9 protein-coding genes are annotated in these 16466 nt (G+C 70.2%); 6 read left to right on the top strand and 3 right to left on the bottom strand.

Going from position 1 to position 16466, the window contains the following annotated elements; translation table 11 throughout:
* Positions 1 to 131: 131 nt before the first annotated feature.
* Together IEZ09_RS10465 and IEZ09_RS10460 are read right to left on the bottom strand one after the other, a co-directional pair.
* Complete coding sequence (locus IEZ09_RS10465; RefSeq protein WP_189253424.1) at positions 132 to 2435, bottom strand: beta-xylosidase/alpha-l-arabinosidase; 2304 nt, start codon at positions 2433 to 2435, stop codon at positions 132 to 134.
* Positions 2436 to 2451: 16 nt separating this feature from the next.
* Entirely contained in the window at positions 2452 to 3465 is a 1014-nt protein-coding gene (locus IEZ09_RS10460; protein ID WP_189253423.1) for a LacI family DNA-binding transcriptional regulator, read from the bottom strand.
* 132 nt (positions 3466 to 3597) lie between these two features.
* Here IEZ09_RS10460 and IEZ09_RS10455 point away from each other — a divergent pair, with 132 nt between their 5' ends.
* The 6 genes from IEZ09_RS10455 to IEZ09_RS10430 all read left to right on the top strand — a co-directional run bounded on the left by IEZ09_RS10455 (position 3598) and on the right by IEZ09_RS10430 (position 12403).
* Positions 3598 to 4881: an ABC transporter substrate-binding protein gene (locus IEZ09_RS10455; RefSeq protein WP_189253422.1), complete on the top strand. Its 1284-nt coding sequence runs from the start codon at positions 3598 to 3600 to the stop codon at positions 4879 to 4881.
* Positions 4882 to 5018: 137 nt separating this feature from the next.
* Positions 5019 to 5855: a carbohydrate ABC transporter permease gene (locus tag IEZ09_RS10450; protein WP_229812425.1), complete on the top strand. Its 837-nt coding sequence runs from the start codon at positions 5019 to 5021 to the stop codon at positions 5853 to 5855.
* A gap of 1 nt (position 5856) precedes the next feature.
* Complete coding sequence (locus tag IEZ09_RS10445; protein WP_189253420.1) at positions 5857 to 6672, top strand: carbohydrate ABC transporter permease; 816 nt, start codon at positions 5857 to 5859, stop codon at positions 6670 to 6672.
* Positions 6673 to 6697: 25 nt separating this feature from the next.
* Entirely contained in the window at positions 6698 to 9772 is a 3075-nt protein-coding gene (locus IEZ09_RS10440) for a glycosyl hydrolase 115 family protein (RefSeq protein WP_189253419.1), read from the top strand.
* A 23-nt stretch (positions 9773 to 9795) separates the two neighbouring features.
* Positions 9796 to 10815 carry a glycoside hydrolase family 10 protein gene (locus IEZ09_RS10435; protein ID WP_229812424.1) on the top strand — a complete coding sequence of 340 codons (1020 nt, stop codon included), beginning with the start codon at positions 9796 to 9798 and terminating at the stop codon, positions 10813 to 10815.
* Between the two features lie 13 nt (positions 10816 to 10828).
* Positions 10829 to 12403, top strand: coding sequence for a glycoside hydrolase family 43 protein (locus tag IEZ09_RS10430; RefSeq protein WP_189253418.1), 1575 nt, complete (start codon positions 10829 to 10831; stop codon positions 12401 to 12403).
* On the opposite strand, the gene IEZ09_RS10425 is transcribed toward IEZ09_RS10430, so the two are convergent.
* Positions 12370 to 16461 carry a glycoside hydrolase family 38 N-terminal domain-containing protein gene (locus IEZ09_RS10425; RefSeq protein ID WP_189253417.1) on the bottom strand — a complete coding sequence of 1364 codons (4092 nt, stop codon included), beginning with the start codon at positions 16459 to 16461 and terminating at the stop codon, positions 12370 to 12372. The two genes, IEZ09_RS10430 and IEZ09_RS10425, sit on opposite strands and share 34 nt — an antisense overlap.
* Positions 16462 to 16466 lie beyond the last annotated feature (5 nt).

The following is a 16466-nucleotide window of genomic DNA, read 5'->3' as shown; positions in this document are numbered from 1 at the left end:
AACCACTCCCCGAGAGCCGGAACTGGATTACCAGTCCAACTTCCGGGGAGCGGTTCAGTCGATGAAGGGACCCTTCATCCCGGACTTGCACGCCGCGCAGGGTCGCCACGTCGCGGGAGCCGTGCAGGCGGTCAGTCGCCGATCTCGAACACCGGCACGAACGCGCGGTCGAACCCGACCCGGCGTCGCGGACCCGTGAGCGTGAACGGCACCGCGGTGTGGACGTCCGCGCTGGACCGCCCGACCCGCAGCTCGACCTCACCGGGATCCACCTGCCGATGCCCAGCCCGTCCGGTGTAGGACGTGAGATCGGCGTGCAGCACCGCGGTGATCGTGCGGGTCTGCCCCGGCTGGAGGTCGACCTTGACCGCGCCGATCAGCTGCCGCACGGGCCTCGCGACCTCGGCCACCGGGTCGTGCAGGTAGATCTGGACGACCTCGGTGGTGCTGATGTCGTGGTCGTTGCGCAGCGTGGTGACCACGCGGCAGGTGCCGTTGGTCGGCCACTCCCGCGCGTCGGCCTCCACTGACACCCACGTGACGGGCGCGTAGGTGAGCCCGTGTCCGAACGGGAACAGCGCGGTCGGGTCGACGGTGCTGACCTCGCTGCGGGCGCCGAGGCCCGCGGTGAGGTAGGTCGACGGCTGGGAGGAACCGGCGCCGGGGAAGCTCACCGGGAGCCGGCCGGACGGGTTGATCCGTCCACTCAGGACTCCGGCGAGCGCCGTGGCGCCCTCCTCGCCGGGGTAGAAGCCGCACACCACGGCGGCGAGCCGGTCGATCTGCCTGGAGAGTTCGTACGGCCGGCCGGACAGCAGCACCAGCACGACCGGGGTGCCCGTCGCGATCAGGGCCTCGAGCAGTTCTTCCTGCCTGCCGGGCAGCACGAGGTCGGTGGCGTCGCAGCCTTCGCCGGACGTGCCACCGCCGAACAACCCCGCCTGGTCGCCGAGCACGGCGACGCACACCTCCGCCGCGCGAGCCGCCTCGACCGCCTCGGCGATCTCGGCGTCGGTGCCGCCGACCACCGGACAGCCCAGCGCGAACGTGACGTCGTGGTCGGCGCGCAACGCGTCCACGACCGTCGGCACCTCGACGCCGATCGGCACGTCCGGATGGTGCACGCCGACGTGCAGCGGGAACGAGTAACAGCCCATCACCGCGCCGGGCTCGGCAGCCCGCGGGCCGACGACCGCGATGCGGCGCTTGCCGGTCAGCGGCAGCACGCCGTCGTTGTGCAGCAACACGATCGACCGTTCGGCGACCTCGCGGGCCAGCGACCGGGCGGCGGGGTCGTCGATGTCGACGTCGGTGTCGGGCTCGGGGGAGAAGTCCGGGTCGAGCAGGCCGAGCTCGCACTTCTGCCGCAGCACGCGTTCCAGCGCCCGGTCCACCAGCGCCAGGTCGACCGTGCCCGCCTCGATCTCGGCCAGCAGCGGCTCGCCGTAACAGTCCACAGTGGGCAGCTCGACGTCGATGCCCGCCGCCAGCGCCTGGCCGGCGGAGCCGGCGCGGTCCGCGGCCACGCCGTGCAGCCGGTACAGGAACGCCACCGCGAAGTAGTCGGCGACCACCGTGCCGGTGAAGCCGTACTCACCGCGCAGCAGGTCGGTCAGCATCACGGGATCGGCCGCGACCGGCACGCCGTCGTTGGAGGTGTAGGAGTTCATGACCGACCGGACGCCCGCACGCAGCGCCATCTCGAACGGCGGCAGGATCACGTCGGCGAGCTCGCGCCGTCCGATGGACACCGGCGCCATGTTGCGCCCAGCGCGGGAAACGGAGTATCCGGCGAAGTGCTTCAGCGTCGCGACGACGCCCGCCGACTCGACGCCCTCGACATAGGCGGTGCCTATGGTGCCGACGAGGTGCGGATCCTCGCCGATGGTCTCCTCCACGCGGCCCCACCGCAGGTCCCGCGTCACGTCGAGCACCGGAGCGAGGCCCTGGTGCACGCCGAGCCGCCGCATCGAACGGCCGATGTGCTCGCCCATCCGCCGCACCAGGTCCGGCTCGAACGTCGCACCCCAGCACAGCGGGGACGGGTACACGGTGGCCTGCCACGCGGCCAGGCCCGTGAGGCACTCCTCGTGCACCATCGCGGGAATCCCGAACCGGTTGCCCGCGATGATCTGGCGCTGGGTGCGGGCGAGGCTGTGCGCGCCCACGTCCGGTGCGATCGGACGGGTGCCGAAGACGCGGGTGAGCTGGCCGATGCCGTGCGGGATCAGGTCGTCGAGGCTCGGCGGCTCCACGATGAGGTCGTGCTGGTGCGGCGCGACCTCACCGCCGGAGTCGATGCCGACCCAGACGCCGTACAGCTGCGCGACCTTCTCGCGCACGGTCATCCGCGCCATGAGATCGCGGACGCGGTCGGCGGTGGCGACGCGCGGGTCGCGCCAGAGTTCGCCCGAGGTGGTGGCTTCGGTCGTCACATGATCTCCAGGAGAGTCAGGAGGGCAACGCGCGGGTCGAATGACGTTCGATCAGCTCGGTGCCGAGCGTGATGTGCGTGTCGTCCGGGGTCTCGCCGTTGATGAGGCGCACCAGCAACGTGATCGCGCGGTGGCCCATCTCGCGGATCGGCTGCTGCACGGTCGTGAGCGGCGGCGAGCACAGCGCGGATTCGGGGATGTTGTCGAAGCCGACCACCGACAGGTCGTCCGGCACTCGCAGTCCGAGGCCGATCGCGGTCTCGATGGCCGCGATGGCGGTGATGTCGTTGGCGGCGAACACGGCCGTCGGCCGGTCCGGTCCGCTGAGCAGCTCGTGCGCCGAGGCCGCCGCGACGTCGTGTTCGTAGTCGCCGCGCCGGATCAGGGATTCGTCCACCGGCACGCCCGCGGCCGCGAGCGCCCTGCGGTAGCCGGTTTCGCGCTGCTGGGCGGACTTCAGGTCCTCGCGGCCGGTGAGCAGCGCGATCCGGCGGTGGCCCAGCGCGAGCAGGTGCTCGGTCGCGAGCCTGCCGCCGGTCAGGTTGTCCGAGTCGACGGTCGGCAGCGCCGCCCGCCCGGTGTGCGGGTCGACCGCCACGACCGGCGTGCCCGGCAGTCCTTCGAGGTCGACCGCGGGCGTGACCAGCACGGCGCCGTCGACCAGCGTGCCGCTGAGCCGCGTGAGGTATCGGCGTTCCCAGCCCTCCGGATCACCGGTGCGGCCACCCGCCGAGTACACGACGAGCTCGAAACCGGTGCCGCGGATGGCATCCGCCGCGCCCTTGAGCAGTTCGGTGCTGAACGGCTCGATGTCGGCGACCAGGATCCCGATGACGTTCGTGCGGTGGTTGCGCAGGCTCTGCGCGACCAGGCTCGCCTCGTACCCGAGCTCCTTGATCACGGCCTGGACCCGCGCGAACGTGTCGGCGGAGACGCCGTAGCGCTGGTTGAGGACCTTGGACACGGTGGCGACCGAGACGCCTGCCTGAGCGGCGACATCACGGATCGTGACGCGGGAGCGTGGGGGCACGGGGCTGAGACTAGCCGTGTAAAACGTTATCGACAACGATTGACACAGCGAGATCGACGCGCAATTGTGACTGCCGTCGCACGCACCATTTCTCTCCGTCCAACCGGCCGACGTCGTCAGGAGTGGACCCCAATGCGCTCTGTGCACAAGTTGTCCGTCGCTCTCGCCGCCGCAGCGACGCTCGTGCTCGCCGCTTGCAGCGGCTCCGGCGGCGACGCATCAACCAACGGTCCGGTCACGCTCACTTGGTGGCACAACCGGACCACCGAGCCCATGAAGACGATCTGGCAGCAGATCGCCGACGACTTCCACAAGAGTCACCAGGACGTCTCGTTCACGATCGAGCCGCTGCAGAACGAGCAGTTCCAGACGAAGATGCCGCTCGCGCTGCAGGGCAGCACGCCGCCGGACATCTTCCAGCAGTGGGGCGGCGGCTCGCTGAAGTCGCAGCTCAGCTCCGGCAAGATCGCCGACATCACGCAGGCGTCGTCGAGCTGGATCGGCCCGCTGGGTCAGTCGGCGAAGGGCTGGCAGGTCGACGGCAAGCAGTACGGCGTGCCGTACCAGATGCACGCTGTCGGGTTCTGGTACCGCAAGGACCTCTTCGCCACCGCGGGTATCACCACTCCACCGTCCACATTGGACGAGCTGAACGCGGCCGTGGCCAAGCTGAAGGCCGCGAACCTGGTGCCGATCGCGGTCGGCGGCAAGGACCGCTGGCCGGACGCGTTCTACTTCAACTACTTCGCGATCCGCCAGTGCTCGGTCGACGCGCTCAAGAAGGCCGTCGAGAAGACCGAGCTCGCCGACCCGTGCTTCACCAAGGCCGGGGAGAACCTCAAGGCGTTCCTGGACACCAAGCCGTTCCAGGACGGGTTCGTCGGCACGCCGGCCCAGCAGGGCGCCGGCAGCTCAGCCGGCATGCTCGCGAACGGCCAGGCCGCCATGGAGCTGCAGGGCGACTGGAACCCCGACGTGATGCAGGCCCTGTCCGAGGACAAGGCCCTGGACTCGAAGATCGGCTGGTTCCCGTTCCCCTCGGTGCCTGGCGGGCAGGGCGACCCGAAGGCCGTGCTCGGCGGCGGTGACGGTTTCTCCTGCACGTCACGAGCGGCCAAGGCGTGCGCGGACTTCCTGGGTCACCTGGTGGGCGAAGAGGTGCAGAAGAAGCTCGCCGCGACGGGCTCCGGCCTGCCGGTGCACCCGGCCGCGGTGGCGTCGCTGAAGACCGAGACGCACAAGCAGATCGCGGAGTACACCGCGAACGCGCCGCACCTGCAGTTCTACCTGGACATCGCCTTCCCGACCAACGTCGGACAGGCGCTCAACGACGCCATCGCCAACTTCTTCGCAGGCCAAGGCGGTCCGGACACCATCGTGCAGTCGGTGACCAAGGCAGCCGCCGGGAACAAGTGATGAGCACCGCGACCAGCGCGCGGCCGTTGACCGCCCCCAGCTCGCACGCGCCGCGGGCTGGGGGCACCCCACGGCGGTCCCGCACACGCACACGACTTGAGCTCGCTCTCCTGCTGGCACCGGGTTTGGTGCTGTTCGTGGGGTTCGTGCTGGTCCCCATCGGCGTGGCCGCGTTCTACAGCCTCTACTCGTGGAACGGCTTCGGCCCGCTGACGGACTTCGTCGGCCTGGACAACTACGTCGACGCCTTCTCCGGCGACGTGTTCCAGAGCGCCATCGCGCACAACCTGATCATCGCGGCGCTCACGATCATCGTGCAGCTCCCGCTCAGCATCAGCCTCGCGCTGCTGCTGAACCGGAAGCTGCGCGGCCGGACGTTCCTGCGGATGGTGGTCTTCGCGCCGTACGTGCTGTCCGAGGCGGTGACGGCGGTGATCTGGCTGCTGATGCTGCAGCCGGGCGGGTTCGTCGACCAGGTGCTGCGCGGGGCCGGTCTCGGCTGGGCCGTGCAGCAGTGGCTCGCCGACCCGAAGATCGTGCTCTACTCGCTGTTCGTCGTGATCACGTGGAAGTACATCGGGTTCGGCGTGATCCTGCTGCTGGCCGGTCTGCAGGGCATTCCGGCGGAGCTGCGGGAGGCCGCGGCGCTCGACGGCGCGTCGAGCTGGCAGACCACCCGGCACGTGGTGCTCCCGTTGCTGGGGCCGACGATCCGGGTGTGGATCTTCCTGGCGGTGATCGGGTCGCTGCAGCTGTTCGACCTGGTCTGGATCATGACGCTGGGCGGTCCCGCCAACGCGTCCACGACCATGGCGACCTACCTGATCGACCACGGCTTCAAGCGCTACGAGTTCGGCTTCGGCAGCGCGGTCGCGGTGATCCTCTTCATCATCTGCTTCACGTTCGCCTTGCTGTACCAGAGGTTCGCGTTGCGCCGGGACACCGACGGCGCGTTGACCAGGGCGGTGAACTGAGATGTCACGTCGCAACGGAGTCGGGTATCTCGCGGCGTTCGCCGTCATCGGCATCACGGTCGTGCCGCTGCTGTTCGTGATCCTGGGCGGGTTCCGCACGACGGCGCAGATCAACCGTGCCTCGGCCGGGTTGCCGGGCCCGTGGGTGTGGGACAACTACCTCGAGGTGCTGGGGTCGCCGTACTTCTGGCGGTTGCTCGGCAACAGCGCGCTCATCGCGGTGATCGCGACGACGCTCGCGGTCGGCTTCGGCTCGATGGCGGCGTTCGCGTTGTCCCGCTACGCGTTCAGGGGCCGCGAGGCGTTCTACACGCTGTTCACGCTCGGCCTGCTGTTCCCGCTCGGGGTGGCGACGCTGCCGTTGTACCTGTGGCTGCGCCAGCTCGGGTTGCTGGAGAACCCGCTCGGCGTCGCCCTGCCGGAGGCGGCGTTCTCCCTGCCGATCACGATCGTGATCCTGCGGCCGTTCATGAACGCGATCCCCGTGGAGCTCGAGGACGCCGCCCTGCTCGACGGAACGGCCAAGCTCGGCTTCTTCTGGCGCATCCTGCTGCCGCTGTCGAGGCCCGCGCTGGCCACCGTGTCCGTGCTCGCGTTCGTCAGCAGCTGGAACTTCTTCCTGCTGCCGCTGCTCGTGTTCAACGACTCCACCAACTTCACGCTCCCGCTCGGCGTGGCGATGTTCCAGTCCGAGCACAGCCAGGACACCGCGAAGATCCTCGCCTTCACCGCGCTGTCCATGATCCCCGCGCTCACGTTCTTCGTGCTCGCGGAGCGCCGCATGGTCGGCGGTCTCACCGGTTCGGTGAAGGGCTGATCCCTGCTCGGAGAGGAGTTCGACGATGAACTCGGACCTCGCGCGACGACATTTCCTGCAACTGTTCGCGGCTTTGACCGCAGTGGGCTCGACGGCGACGGCGACGACGGCGACGGCGGCGGTCGCCGCCGAGCGCGTGACGAGCGAGGGCGGCTCCGGCCGTTTTCCGCTCGTGTCGAAACGAAGGGCCGCCACGATCGCGGTCAGCGGCGGTGATCATCCTGGCGTCCTGCGGGTCGCGGACGACCTGCGGGCCGACGTCGAGCGCGTCACCGGGATCAGACCCGCGCTGGTCGTCGACACGATCCCCGCCGGCGACGTGGTGCTGATCGGGTCACTCGGCCGCAGCCGGCTGGTCGACGGCCTGGTGGCGGCGCGAAAGCTCGACGTCACCGGCATCGCGGGCAAGTGGGAGACCTCGCTCACCGAAGTGGTGCGGACCGGCGGCGGGCGCGCGCTGGTGATCACCGGCAGCGATCCGCGCGGCACCATCTACGGTGCCTACGACCTCTCGCGGCGCATCGGCGTCTCGCCCTGGTACTGGTGGGACGACGTGCCCCCGGAGCACCGCGACGAGCTGCACGTCGACCCCGGACGGCACAGCCTCGGCACGCCGTTCGTCAAGTACCGCGGCATCTTCATCAACGACGAGAACCCGGCGCTGGGCACGTGGGCGCCGCGCTACTTCGGTCCCGGTCACGCGCCGGGACATCCCGGCGGGTTCACCCACGAGTTCTGGGAGAAGATCTTCGAGACCGTCCTGCGGCTGAAGGGCAACTACGTCTGGCCCGCCGTGTGGGGCCGGGCGTTCGCCGAGGACGACCCGCTCAACCACGCCACCGCGAAGCGCTACGGCATCGTCATGGGCACCTCGCACGAGGCCCCGATGATGCGCGGCATCGAGGAGTGGAACCGGCATGCCGTGCCGGCGGTGCGCGACGCGGACGGCAACATCGTCACGCCGGGCCACGACCCGTACGGCGGCACGGGCGAGTGGAGCTACCGCCGCAACCCCGAGGCCATCAGGGCGTACTGGGCCGACGGCATCAAACGCATGGTGGACGAGGACTTCGAAGGCGTCGTGACCGTCGGCATGCGCGGCAACGGCGACACCCGGCTGCCCGACGGCGACAGCATCGAGCTGATGCGGTCGATCCTCGCGGCCGAACAGGAGGTGCTCGCCACCGTCACCGGTCGCGACCCGGCCTCCGTGCCGCAGGTGTGGACGCTCTACAAGGAGGTGATGCGGTACTGGGAGAAGGGACTGCGCCCGCCCGACCACGTCACCGTCGTCTTCCCCGACGACAACTGGGGCAACCTCTGCAAGCTGCCGGACCGGTCGCTGCCACCGCGTGCCGGTGGTTACGGCCTGTACTACCACTTCGACTACGTCGGCGTGGGCCGCAACTACAAGTGGGTCGACACGTGCGCGATCGCCAACGTGTGGGAACAGCTGCACCAGGCCGCCGAGTACGGCGTCACCCGGCTGTGGGTGGCCAACGTCGGTGACTTCAAGGGCAACGAGCTGCCCGCCCAGTTCTTCCTCGACCAGGCCTGGCGACCGATGCCGCTGGAGCGGTTGCCCGTGTGGGAGCGCGACTTCGCCGAGCAGAACTTCGGCAGGCGCACCGCCGTGGCGATCGCCGCGGTGCTGAACACCTACGGCAGGCTCCAGGCGCGGCGCAAACCCGAGCTGCTCAACCGCAGGATCACGCTCGACGGCAGCACGATCGTCTACGACGACAAGCAGACGCCGTTCAGCCTCGTCCACTACCGCGAGCTCGACCGCGTCACGGAGGAGTGGCGCGCGCTGGGGGAGCGCGCCGAGCGGATCGCCGCACGCCTGCCCGCCGCGTTCCGGGACGCGTTCTTCGAGCTGGTGCTGTACGAGGTGAAGGCCACCGCGAACCTGTACGAACTGCGGCGCGCGGAGTTCACGAACATCTTCTACGCCGGGCAGGGCAGGGCGCTCGCCAACGATCTCGCGATCACCGCAGAGGCGCGGTTCGCCGACGATCTCGCGCTGGCCGAACGGTTCAACACCCAGGTCGCCGGTGGCAAGTGGCGTGGCTTCCAGACCCAGCCCCACATCGGATACGGCGACGTCGAGCGGTACGGCCCGAACGCGCCGTGGCAGCAGCCGGAGAAGGACAACGTCGCGCTGCCGGACGAGATCTTCCCGCCGGTGCAGCGGATCACGGTCTCCGGACCGGCCGAGATGGGGGTGGCGATCGACGGGTCCGACCAGTGGTGGCCGTCCTCTTCGGACACCGCGGTGCTGCCGGAGTTCAGCCCGTTCCAGAGCCAGCCGGCGCAGTTCATCGACGTCTTCAACAGGGGAGGGCAGCCGTTCGACTGCTCGATCCGCGCCGCGGTCGGGTGGCTCGTCGTCACACCGGGCAAGGGCAGGGTCTCCAAGCAGCTGCGGGCAGAGCTGCACGTCGACTGGTCGCGGGCGCCGAAGGGCAGGACCCGCGTGCCGATTGTCGTCTCCGGTGCCGGTCGCACGGTGACGGTCGAGGCCGTGATCAGCAACCCGGACGTGCCGCGGGCGTGGCGCGAGGGCTTCATCGAGGCCAACGGCTACGTGTCGATGGAGGCCGAGCACCACAGCGCCAACATCGCCGCCGGTGACGTGAAGTGGCGGCGCATCCCCGGAATCGGCCGCACCGGCGCGGGCATGAAGCCGTTCCCGGTGACCGCGGCGAGCCACGAACCCGGCCGCGGACCGCGCCTGGAGTACCGGATGACGCTGCTGACTCCCGGCGAGGTGACCGTGTGGGCGTACCTCTCGCCCCGCGCGGCTGTGCTGCCGACGCCGGGACTTCGGTATGCCGTCTCGTTCGACGACGTGGCGCCCCAGATCGTCGACGTCATCGCGGCGACCGGCGCCGACCACACCGGGATGAACCGGCAGTGGGAGCGCCTGACCTCCGACAACGTCAGTCTCACCGCCACTCGGCACGTGATCGGCGCACCAGGCCCGCACGTGCTCCGGTTCTGGATGGTCGATCCCACCGTCGTGGTGCAGAAGCTGGTCGTGGACACCGGCGGGCTGCGACCGAGCTACCTCGGACCGCCGGAAAGCAAGCGGTTGTAAGCAAATCCCCTCAAGGAGCGACAATGAAGTTGCACGCACCCCTTGGCAGGAGGATCCTCGCGATTGCGGCGGCGGCGGCCGCGATCGCGGTGGGTCAAGCGGTTCCCGCGTCGGCGGCGGGACCGTTGAAGGACATCACCAACCGGTACGTGGGCAGCGCGGTGGCCGCGGGGCCCCTGGGCAGCCAGGCCGACTACCGCTCGGTGCTGACGCGGGAGTTCGACAGCGTCACGCCCGAGAACGAGATGAAGTGGGCGGTCGTCGAACCGAACCGCGGCCAGTTCAACTGGTCCGGTGCCGACGCGATCGTCAACTACGCGCAGCAGAACGGGAAGTCCGTGCGCGGGCACACGCTCGTGTGGCACAGCCAGTACCCGAACTGGCTGAACAACCTGGGTGGCGCGGAGCTGCGCAACGTCGTCCGGGAGCACATCAACACCGAGATGGGCCGCTACCGCGGCAAGATCCGCGCGTGGGACGTCGTCAACGAGATCTTCGAGGAGAACGGCTCGCGCCGGCAGTCGATCTTCCAGACGCGGCTGGGTGACGGCTTCGTCGCCGAGGCGTTCCGCGCCGCCCGCGCCGCCGACCCGTCGGCGAAGCTGTACATCAACGACTACAACACCGAAGGCATGAACGCCAAGAGCGACGCCATGTACAACCTCGTGCGCACGCTCAAGCAACAGGGCGTGCCCATCGACGGCGTCGGCATTCAGACGCACCTCGCGACCAAGTACGGCTACCCGTCCGGCTTCCGGCAGAACCTCCAGCGGCTGGCCGCGCTCGGCGTCGACATCGCGATCACCGAGGCCGACGTGCGCATCCCGCTGCCCGTCGACCAGAACAAGCTGAACCAGCAGGCGACCATGTTCAAACAGATCTGGGACGACTGCCACGCCGTCTCGCGGTGCGTGGAATTCACGACGTGGGGCTACACCGATCGCCACTCGTGGGTGCCGGGCACGTTCCCCGGTGAGGGCGCTGCCTGCCTCTTCGACTCCAACCTGAGGCCGAAGCCCGCGTACACCAGGATCAACCCGTAGCTGGAGTGTCCACTTGACACAGTTTCAGAACCCGATCCTGCCCGGCTCACACCCCGATCCGTCGGTGTGCCGGGTGGGACCGGACTACTACCTCGTCACCTCGACCTTCGAGTACTTCCCCGGCCTGCCGCTCTACCACAGCCGGGACCTGGTGCACTGGCGTCCCGCCGGGCACGTGCTGGACCGGCCGTCGCAGCTGCCGTTGCAGGGCGTCCGTGCCTCCGGTGGCCTGTACGCGCCCACGATCCGGCACCACGACGGCGTGTTCTACGTCGTGTGCACGCTGGTCGGCGGCACGGGGAAGAGCGGCAACTTCGTGGTGACGGCCACGGATCCCGAGGGGCCCTGGTCGGAGCCGCACTGGCTGCCAGAGGCCGCGGGGTTCGACCCGTCGCTGTTCTTCGACGACGACGGACGCGCCTGGTGGACCGCCACCAGGGAGGTCCGCGACGGCCGGACCGAGGTCTACCTCCGCGAGTTCGACGCCGGCTCGCTCTCGCTGATCGGCGAGGAGCACGTGCTGTTCCACGGCGCGATGCACGACGCCGTGTGGGCCGAGGCGCCACACCTGTACAAAGTGGACGGCCGGTACGTGCTGCTGTGCGCGGAGGGCGGCACGGACTTCGAGCACTCGGTGGTCGTGGCGTTCGCCGACGAGGTCACCGGGCCCTACCGCGGCTCGCCGCTCAACCCGGTGCTGACCCATCGTCACCTCGGCCGTTCCCACCCGATCGCGGCGGCCGGACACGCGGACCTGGTGTGCACGCAGAACGGCCAGTGGTACGCGGTGCTGCTGGCGACCCGGCCGTACGGCGGCTACTACTACAACCTGGGCCGTGAGACCTTCCTGGTGCCGGTGTCGTGGGAGAACGGCGGGCCGGTGTTCAGTCCCGGCACCGGACGCGTCGAAGCCGCCTATCCCGTGCCTGACCTGCTCGTGCACCCGTGGTCGGAGCCCCAGCCGACCGACGACTTCGACGCGCCGGACCTCGGCCCCGCCTGGATGTTCCTGCGCACACCGGAGGAGAAGTTCTGGTCGCTCACCGAACGCCCAGGCCACCTGCGGCTGCGCCTGCGGCCGGAGTCGATCACCGGCCTCGTCACGCCGAGCGCGCTGGTGCGGCGCCAGCAGCACCAGAGCTTCCACGCGTCGTGCGTGCTGGAGTTCGCACCGGCCGGCCCGGCCGAAGCGGCGGGGCTGGTGCTGTTGCAGAACAACGACAACCACCTCCGGTTGCTGCTCGGTGCGGACCGCGAGGTCACCCTCGTGCGCCGGATCCGCGGACGTGAGGAGGTGCTCGCCACCGCGGTGGTGGAGGAGGGACCTGTGCGCCTGGGGTTCGAGGCGGTGGGCCAGGACCACCAGGCGCTGGTCGCGTCCGGCTCCGGCGAGTGGCAGCTGCTGGGGCCCGCGTTCGACGGACGGTTCCTCAGCACGCCGGTCGCGGGCGGGTTCACCGGTGTCCACATCGGACTGTACGCGACCAGCGACGGCGAGCCGAGCCACTCGTGGGCCGACTTCGACAGCTTCACCTACCGCGCCCTGGGTGATCGTCACCTCACGCTGACGGGAATCGCGGGCGAGTAGTACAGCCTGCCGTGAGCGGCCACCCGCACCAGCGTCCACCAGTGCCCGCCGCGACGGGCGGTGGGTGCCGCGGTGGCCGTCACGGGCACGGTGATCTTGCCTCCGGGCGGGATCACGAACGGCTGGGTGCGCGGACCGATGGTGACGTCGTCTCCCCAGGTGCCGAACGGGCTGACCACGGTGACCTCGCCGTGCACCTCGCTCTGCACCCGGTTGAGCAGCGTCACCGGCAGCAGCGAGTGCTCACCGGGGGCCAGCAGCAGAGCACCTGCCCTGAGCAGGACGTCGACCAGCGTCCGGTCCGTGGTGGGACCGGACACCACCTCGACGGTGTCCTCCAGCACCTGGCCGAGGTGGTCGCGGATGCGGGCGGAGTGCAGGTGACGGCCGGGCCGGGCCTTGACGGTGGCGGTGAACTCGGCGAACTCACCGGCGGCGAGGTCGTAGTCCCACGACTGGCCGTCGGTGAAGTCGAGGCGTCCCTTGGCCGGGGTGCCGCTGCAGCTGATGGTGAGGCGCACCCGGCCGGTGGTGCCGGGGGCGAGCCGCGTGAACGACGGGGTGACGTGCACGGTCACCGGCAGGTTGCCGATCGGGGCCGGACCAGCGTTGTGGCGCCAGTACTTCGTGTAGATCGGCTGGACGGGCTCCACGGACTCGACGGGCGTGTGGGGGAGCGCGGTGGCGGGTACGAGCCGCAGCGTCGCGACATCGGCCGCGCCGAGCGCGACCTCGGCCCGTCCTGAGTGGACTGTCAGCTGCTCGAGGTCCCGTTCCTCCAGCAGGTCCGTCCGATACGCCGCCTCGACGCCTCCGTGCAGCGAGACGGTGGCCGTCACCGGTGTGCCGGTCGACTCGTACACCCGCACGGCGAGGTCGGATCCGTGGTCGTCGGTGCAGGACGCGAGCGGGTTGCCGCGGGTCTTCGCCGCGGTGAGCAGCACGCCGGGCGGCGACACGGTCAGCAGGCTCAGCTCGCGCGGCAGGTCACCGGTGGTCGACGGCACGTGGCGGGCGTGCACCGGATGGTTGACGTCCTGCCCGGCGCGGGCGAACCCGGCCTGGCGCCAGTCCCCGGCACCGGTGACGAGGCTCAGCTCGAACGTGTGGGACCAGTGCTGCCAGGCGAAGCTCGACCCGTCCGGCACGGTGCGGCGGTCGCCGTCGATCCACACCTCGGCCGGCCAGCCGCTGCACGACCGCATGAGCGACACGTGCAGCGTGCCGTCCGGGGCCACGACGAACCCCGGCGTGCCGCGGTTGACCACGGCCACCGAGTGGTCGGTCGCGGGATCCGTCGTACCGCCCGGTCCCGCCACCTCGACGCACGCGTCCGCGAGGTCGGCGATCAACGCCTCGACGTCGGTGACGATCAGCACCGGCAGGTCGCGCGGGCCGCGCAGGTCGGCGTTCGCCACCCACTGCTGGGCCCGCGGATACGAGGCCGGGACGAACACCCTGCCGGTCTCGTCGAGTGCCGGGCGGTACTCGGGCGCGCTGTCGAGCACCGCGGCGGTGAACTCGTTGTGGCCGACGGCGATGCGCACGTCGGGCAGGTTCGAGTCGACGTCGAGGGAACCGTAGCGCGGACCCTCCGGACGCGTGCACGTCGCGGTGACGCCCTTGGCGACCAGCGCGGCCATCAGCTCCCGAGCGTCGTCGGCGACGACCTCGGCGACACCGATGGCGTGCAGATCACCGTTGGACAGACGCAACTTCACGGGCGTGGAGAGGCCGGCCCAGGTGTGTGCCGGGCTGTCCAGCGTCCACAGGTGCGTGGCCGCGTCGACGTCCGGGAAGCCGAACGACCGGCCGACCGCGGCGAACCCGATCTCGGCCACGGGCAGCGCGCCCGGCAGGTCGAAGGCGAACCTGCTGCGCAGCAACCGGTCCTGGCCGATGGAACCGTCCACGAAGGACCGGATGTCGATGCGCGGCAGATCACGCCACAGCGTCACGTGCTGGGTGATCCGCAGGTCACCGAGGAGCGTGCGGCTGACGATCCGTTCGCCGGCGGGGCTCGTCTCGACGTGCACGTCGGCCTGTCCGGCGGTGGCGCCGGGGCCCTTTGGCAGCAGGTGCCACGGCCCCTCGCCCCACACCGGATGACCGGGGTGTTCCTCCTGCACGAGCATTTCCGCCGCGAGGCCGCCCGGCCGCAGCAGTTCGCGTCCGGCGGCGACGTCGTACACGCGGGACAACGCGCCACCGCGCTCGGGATCGGCCTCCACGACGAACGAGGACGAGGAGATGGAAGTGCCGGTCTTCGGCATCCAGAACGGCGGCAGCGAGGGGGCGTCGACCACGCGGTAGACCCGGTAGCCGTTCGCGGGGACCTGCCGCGCCACGAACGTCAGCGTCAGTTCGAGCGTGCGGTCCGGGTGCCGGACCACCGCCTCGGTCGCCGCGGAGACCTCGTGGCCGTCGGCGTCCGTGACGCGAGCACCGCGGAATCCGGGCAGGAGAACCGTGACGGTGGTGACGGCGTCACGCGCGAACGCCAGGGTGTTGACGACGATCACCGCCTCGCCCGGTCCCGTCGTGTCGGCACGGGACGCCAGGTGCTCGATCGCGTCACCCAGCACCGAACGGCCGAGCTCGTCGGCCTCCCGCCACCCCGTGAGCAGATCGACGTAGACCTGGTCGGACTCGGTGCCGGTGATGGCGTCGTGGTGCGCGCCGTACACCAGCTGACGCCAGGCCTTGTCCAGTGCGAAAGCGGGATGTCCGCCTCCCAGCAACGTGGTCAGCGCCGCCATCCGCTCGCCGTCGAGCACCGCCACCTCGGCCGCGCGCTGCGCCTGCTTGGTGTCGATGTACGAGACGTCCTTGCCCGTGTAGACCGGGTTCATGTCCCTGGTCTGGGGGCTGAACGTCACCGAACGCGCGGCGGCGTCGGACCGCACCGCGGCGAAGAAGTCGCGGGGCAGCCCGACGACGAAGCGCGGCCAGACGTACCGGGCGTTCCACTCGCGGTGGATCTCCGTGCAGAACCGGGACGGCACGTTGTGGTCATGCCCGACCGGCAGCAGCACGTTGCGCGTGGCCGCGACCTTGCGCAACGTGGAGAACTGGCGGTAGGCCTCCGCCATCGCTTCGTCCACATCGGACTTGCGCTCGATGTCCCACCCGGCCACGTAATGGTCGGCCAGGTAGGCGGTGAGCACACCGCGGCCGCTCGGCGAGATCCACTCGAACTCGGACGGGAACTGCATCCTGGTGATGTCACCGGTGTGCCGCTTGGCCCCGACGTGGTGCCACGGCCCGCGCGCCCACACGCTCGACGTCAGCCCCGCGTCCGCCATCAGCCCCGGATACGACGGGTCGTGCCCGAACACGTCGAGCATCCACGCGGACTGCGGATCGGCACCCAGCACGTCGCGCTGGAACCCGACGCCGTGGACCGCGTTGCGGATCGTCGACTCCGGGTGGGTCAGGTTGGTGTTGGCCTCGTTGTAGTTGCCGCCGACGATCTCGATCCTGCCCTCGCGCAGGAACCGGCGCAGGTCGTGGCGATCACCGGGGAACGCGTCCCAGTGCGGCTTGAGGTAGTCGACCTCGGCGAGCACGAACCGGTAGTCCTCGTCCTCGCGGGCGGCGTCGAGGTGGGCGCGCACCAGGTCGAACGCCGAGAGCTGGAACGGCATCCGCTTCGCCTGCGCGCCCGGCAGGTCGAGCCACGTCTCGGTGAAGCCCGCCTGGGTGTTCCACCACACCGGGTCGTAGTGGAAGTGCGAGACCATCCACATCGTCCACCCGGTCTCCGCGACGGTCACGGTGACGTCCCAGGCGAACGGCGGGGCACCGCTGACCGGCGCGACGACGACGGTCGCCGGATAGGACGTGCCCGCGGTGGTCGGCGCGGAGAACACCACGCCGACCTCGGCCACGACCTCGTCCGGACCCGCCGCCACCCGCACCGGTTCCGGTGTGCGGATCAGCGGCCCGGTGATCCGCACCCACGCCGGCTCCGGCCGCGGCACGGTGACCGCGACCCGGACGAGCTGACGTGGCGCGGACTCCGTGCCGACGAACAGATCCGTGCTCTCGACTTCCACCCCGG

It is taken from the genome of Lentzea flava, from assembly GCF_014648475.1.
GTDB classification, from domain to species: Bacteria; Actinomycetota; Actinomycetes; order Mycobacteriales; family Pseudonocardiaceae; genus Lentzea; species Lentzea flava.
Note: the sequence above shows the minus strand (reverse complement) of the source record. Positions and strands in the feature narration are given on the sequence as shown.

Bases quoted from the DNA above. Each gene is read 5' to 3' on its own strand.
- IEZ09_RS10455 (WP_189253422.1), top strand. From the start codon at position 3,598: ATGCGCTCTGTGCACAAGTTGTCCGTCGCTCTCGCCGCCGCAGCGACG.
- IEZ09_RS10445 (WP_189253420.1), top strand. From the start codon at position 5,857: ATGTCACGTCGCAACGGAGTCGGGTATCTCGCGGCGTTCGCCGTCATC.
- IEZ09_RS10440 (WP_189253419.1), top strand. From the start codon at position 6,698: ATGAACTCGGACCTCGCGCGACGACATTTCCTGCAACTGTTCGCGGCT.
- IEZ09_RS10435 (WP_229812424.1), top strand. From the start codon at position 9,796: ATGAAGTTGCACGCACCCCTTGGCAGGAGGATCCTCGCGATTGCGGCG.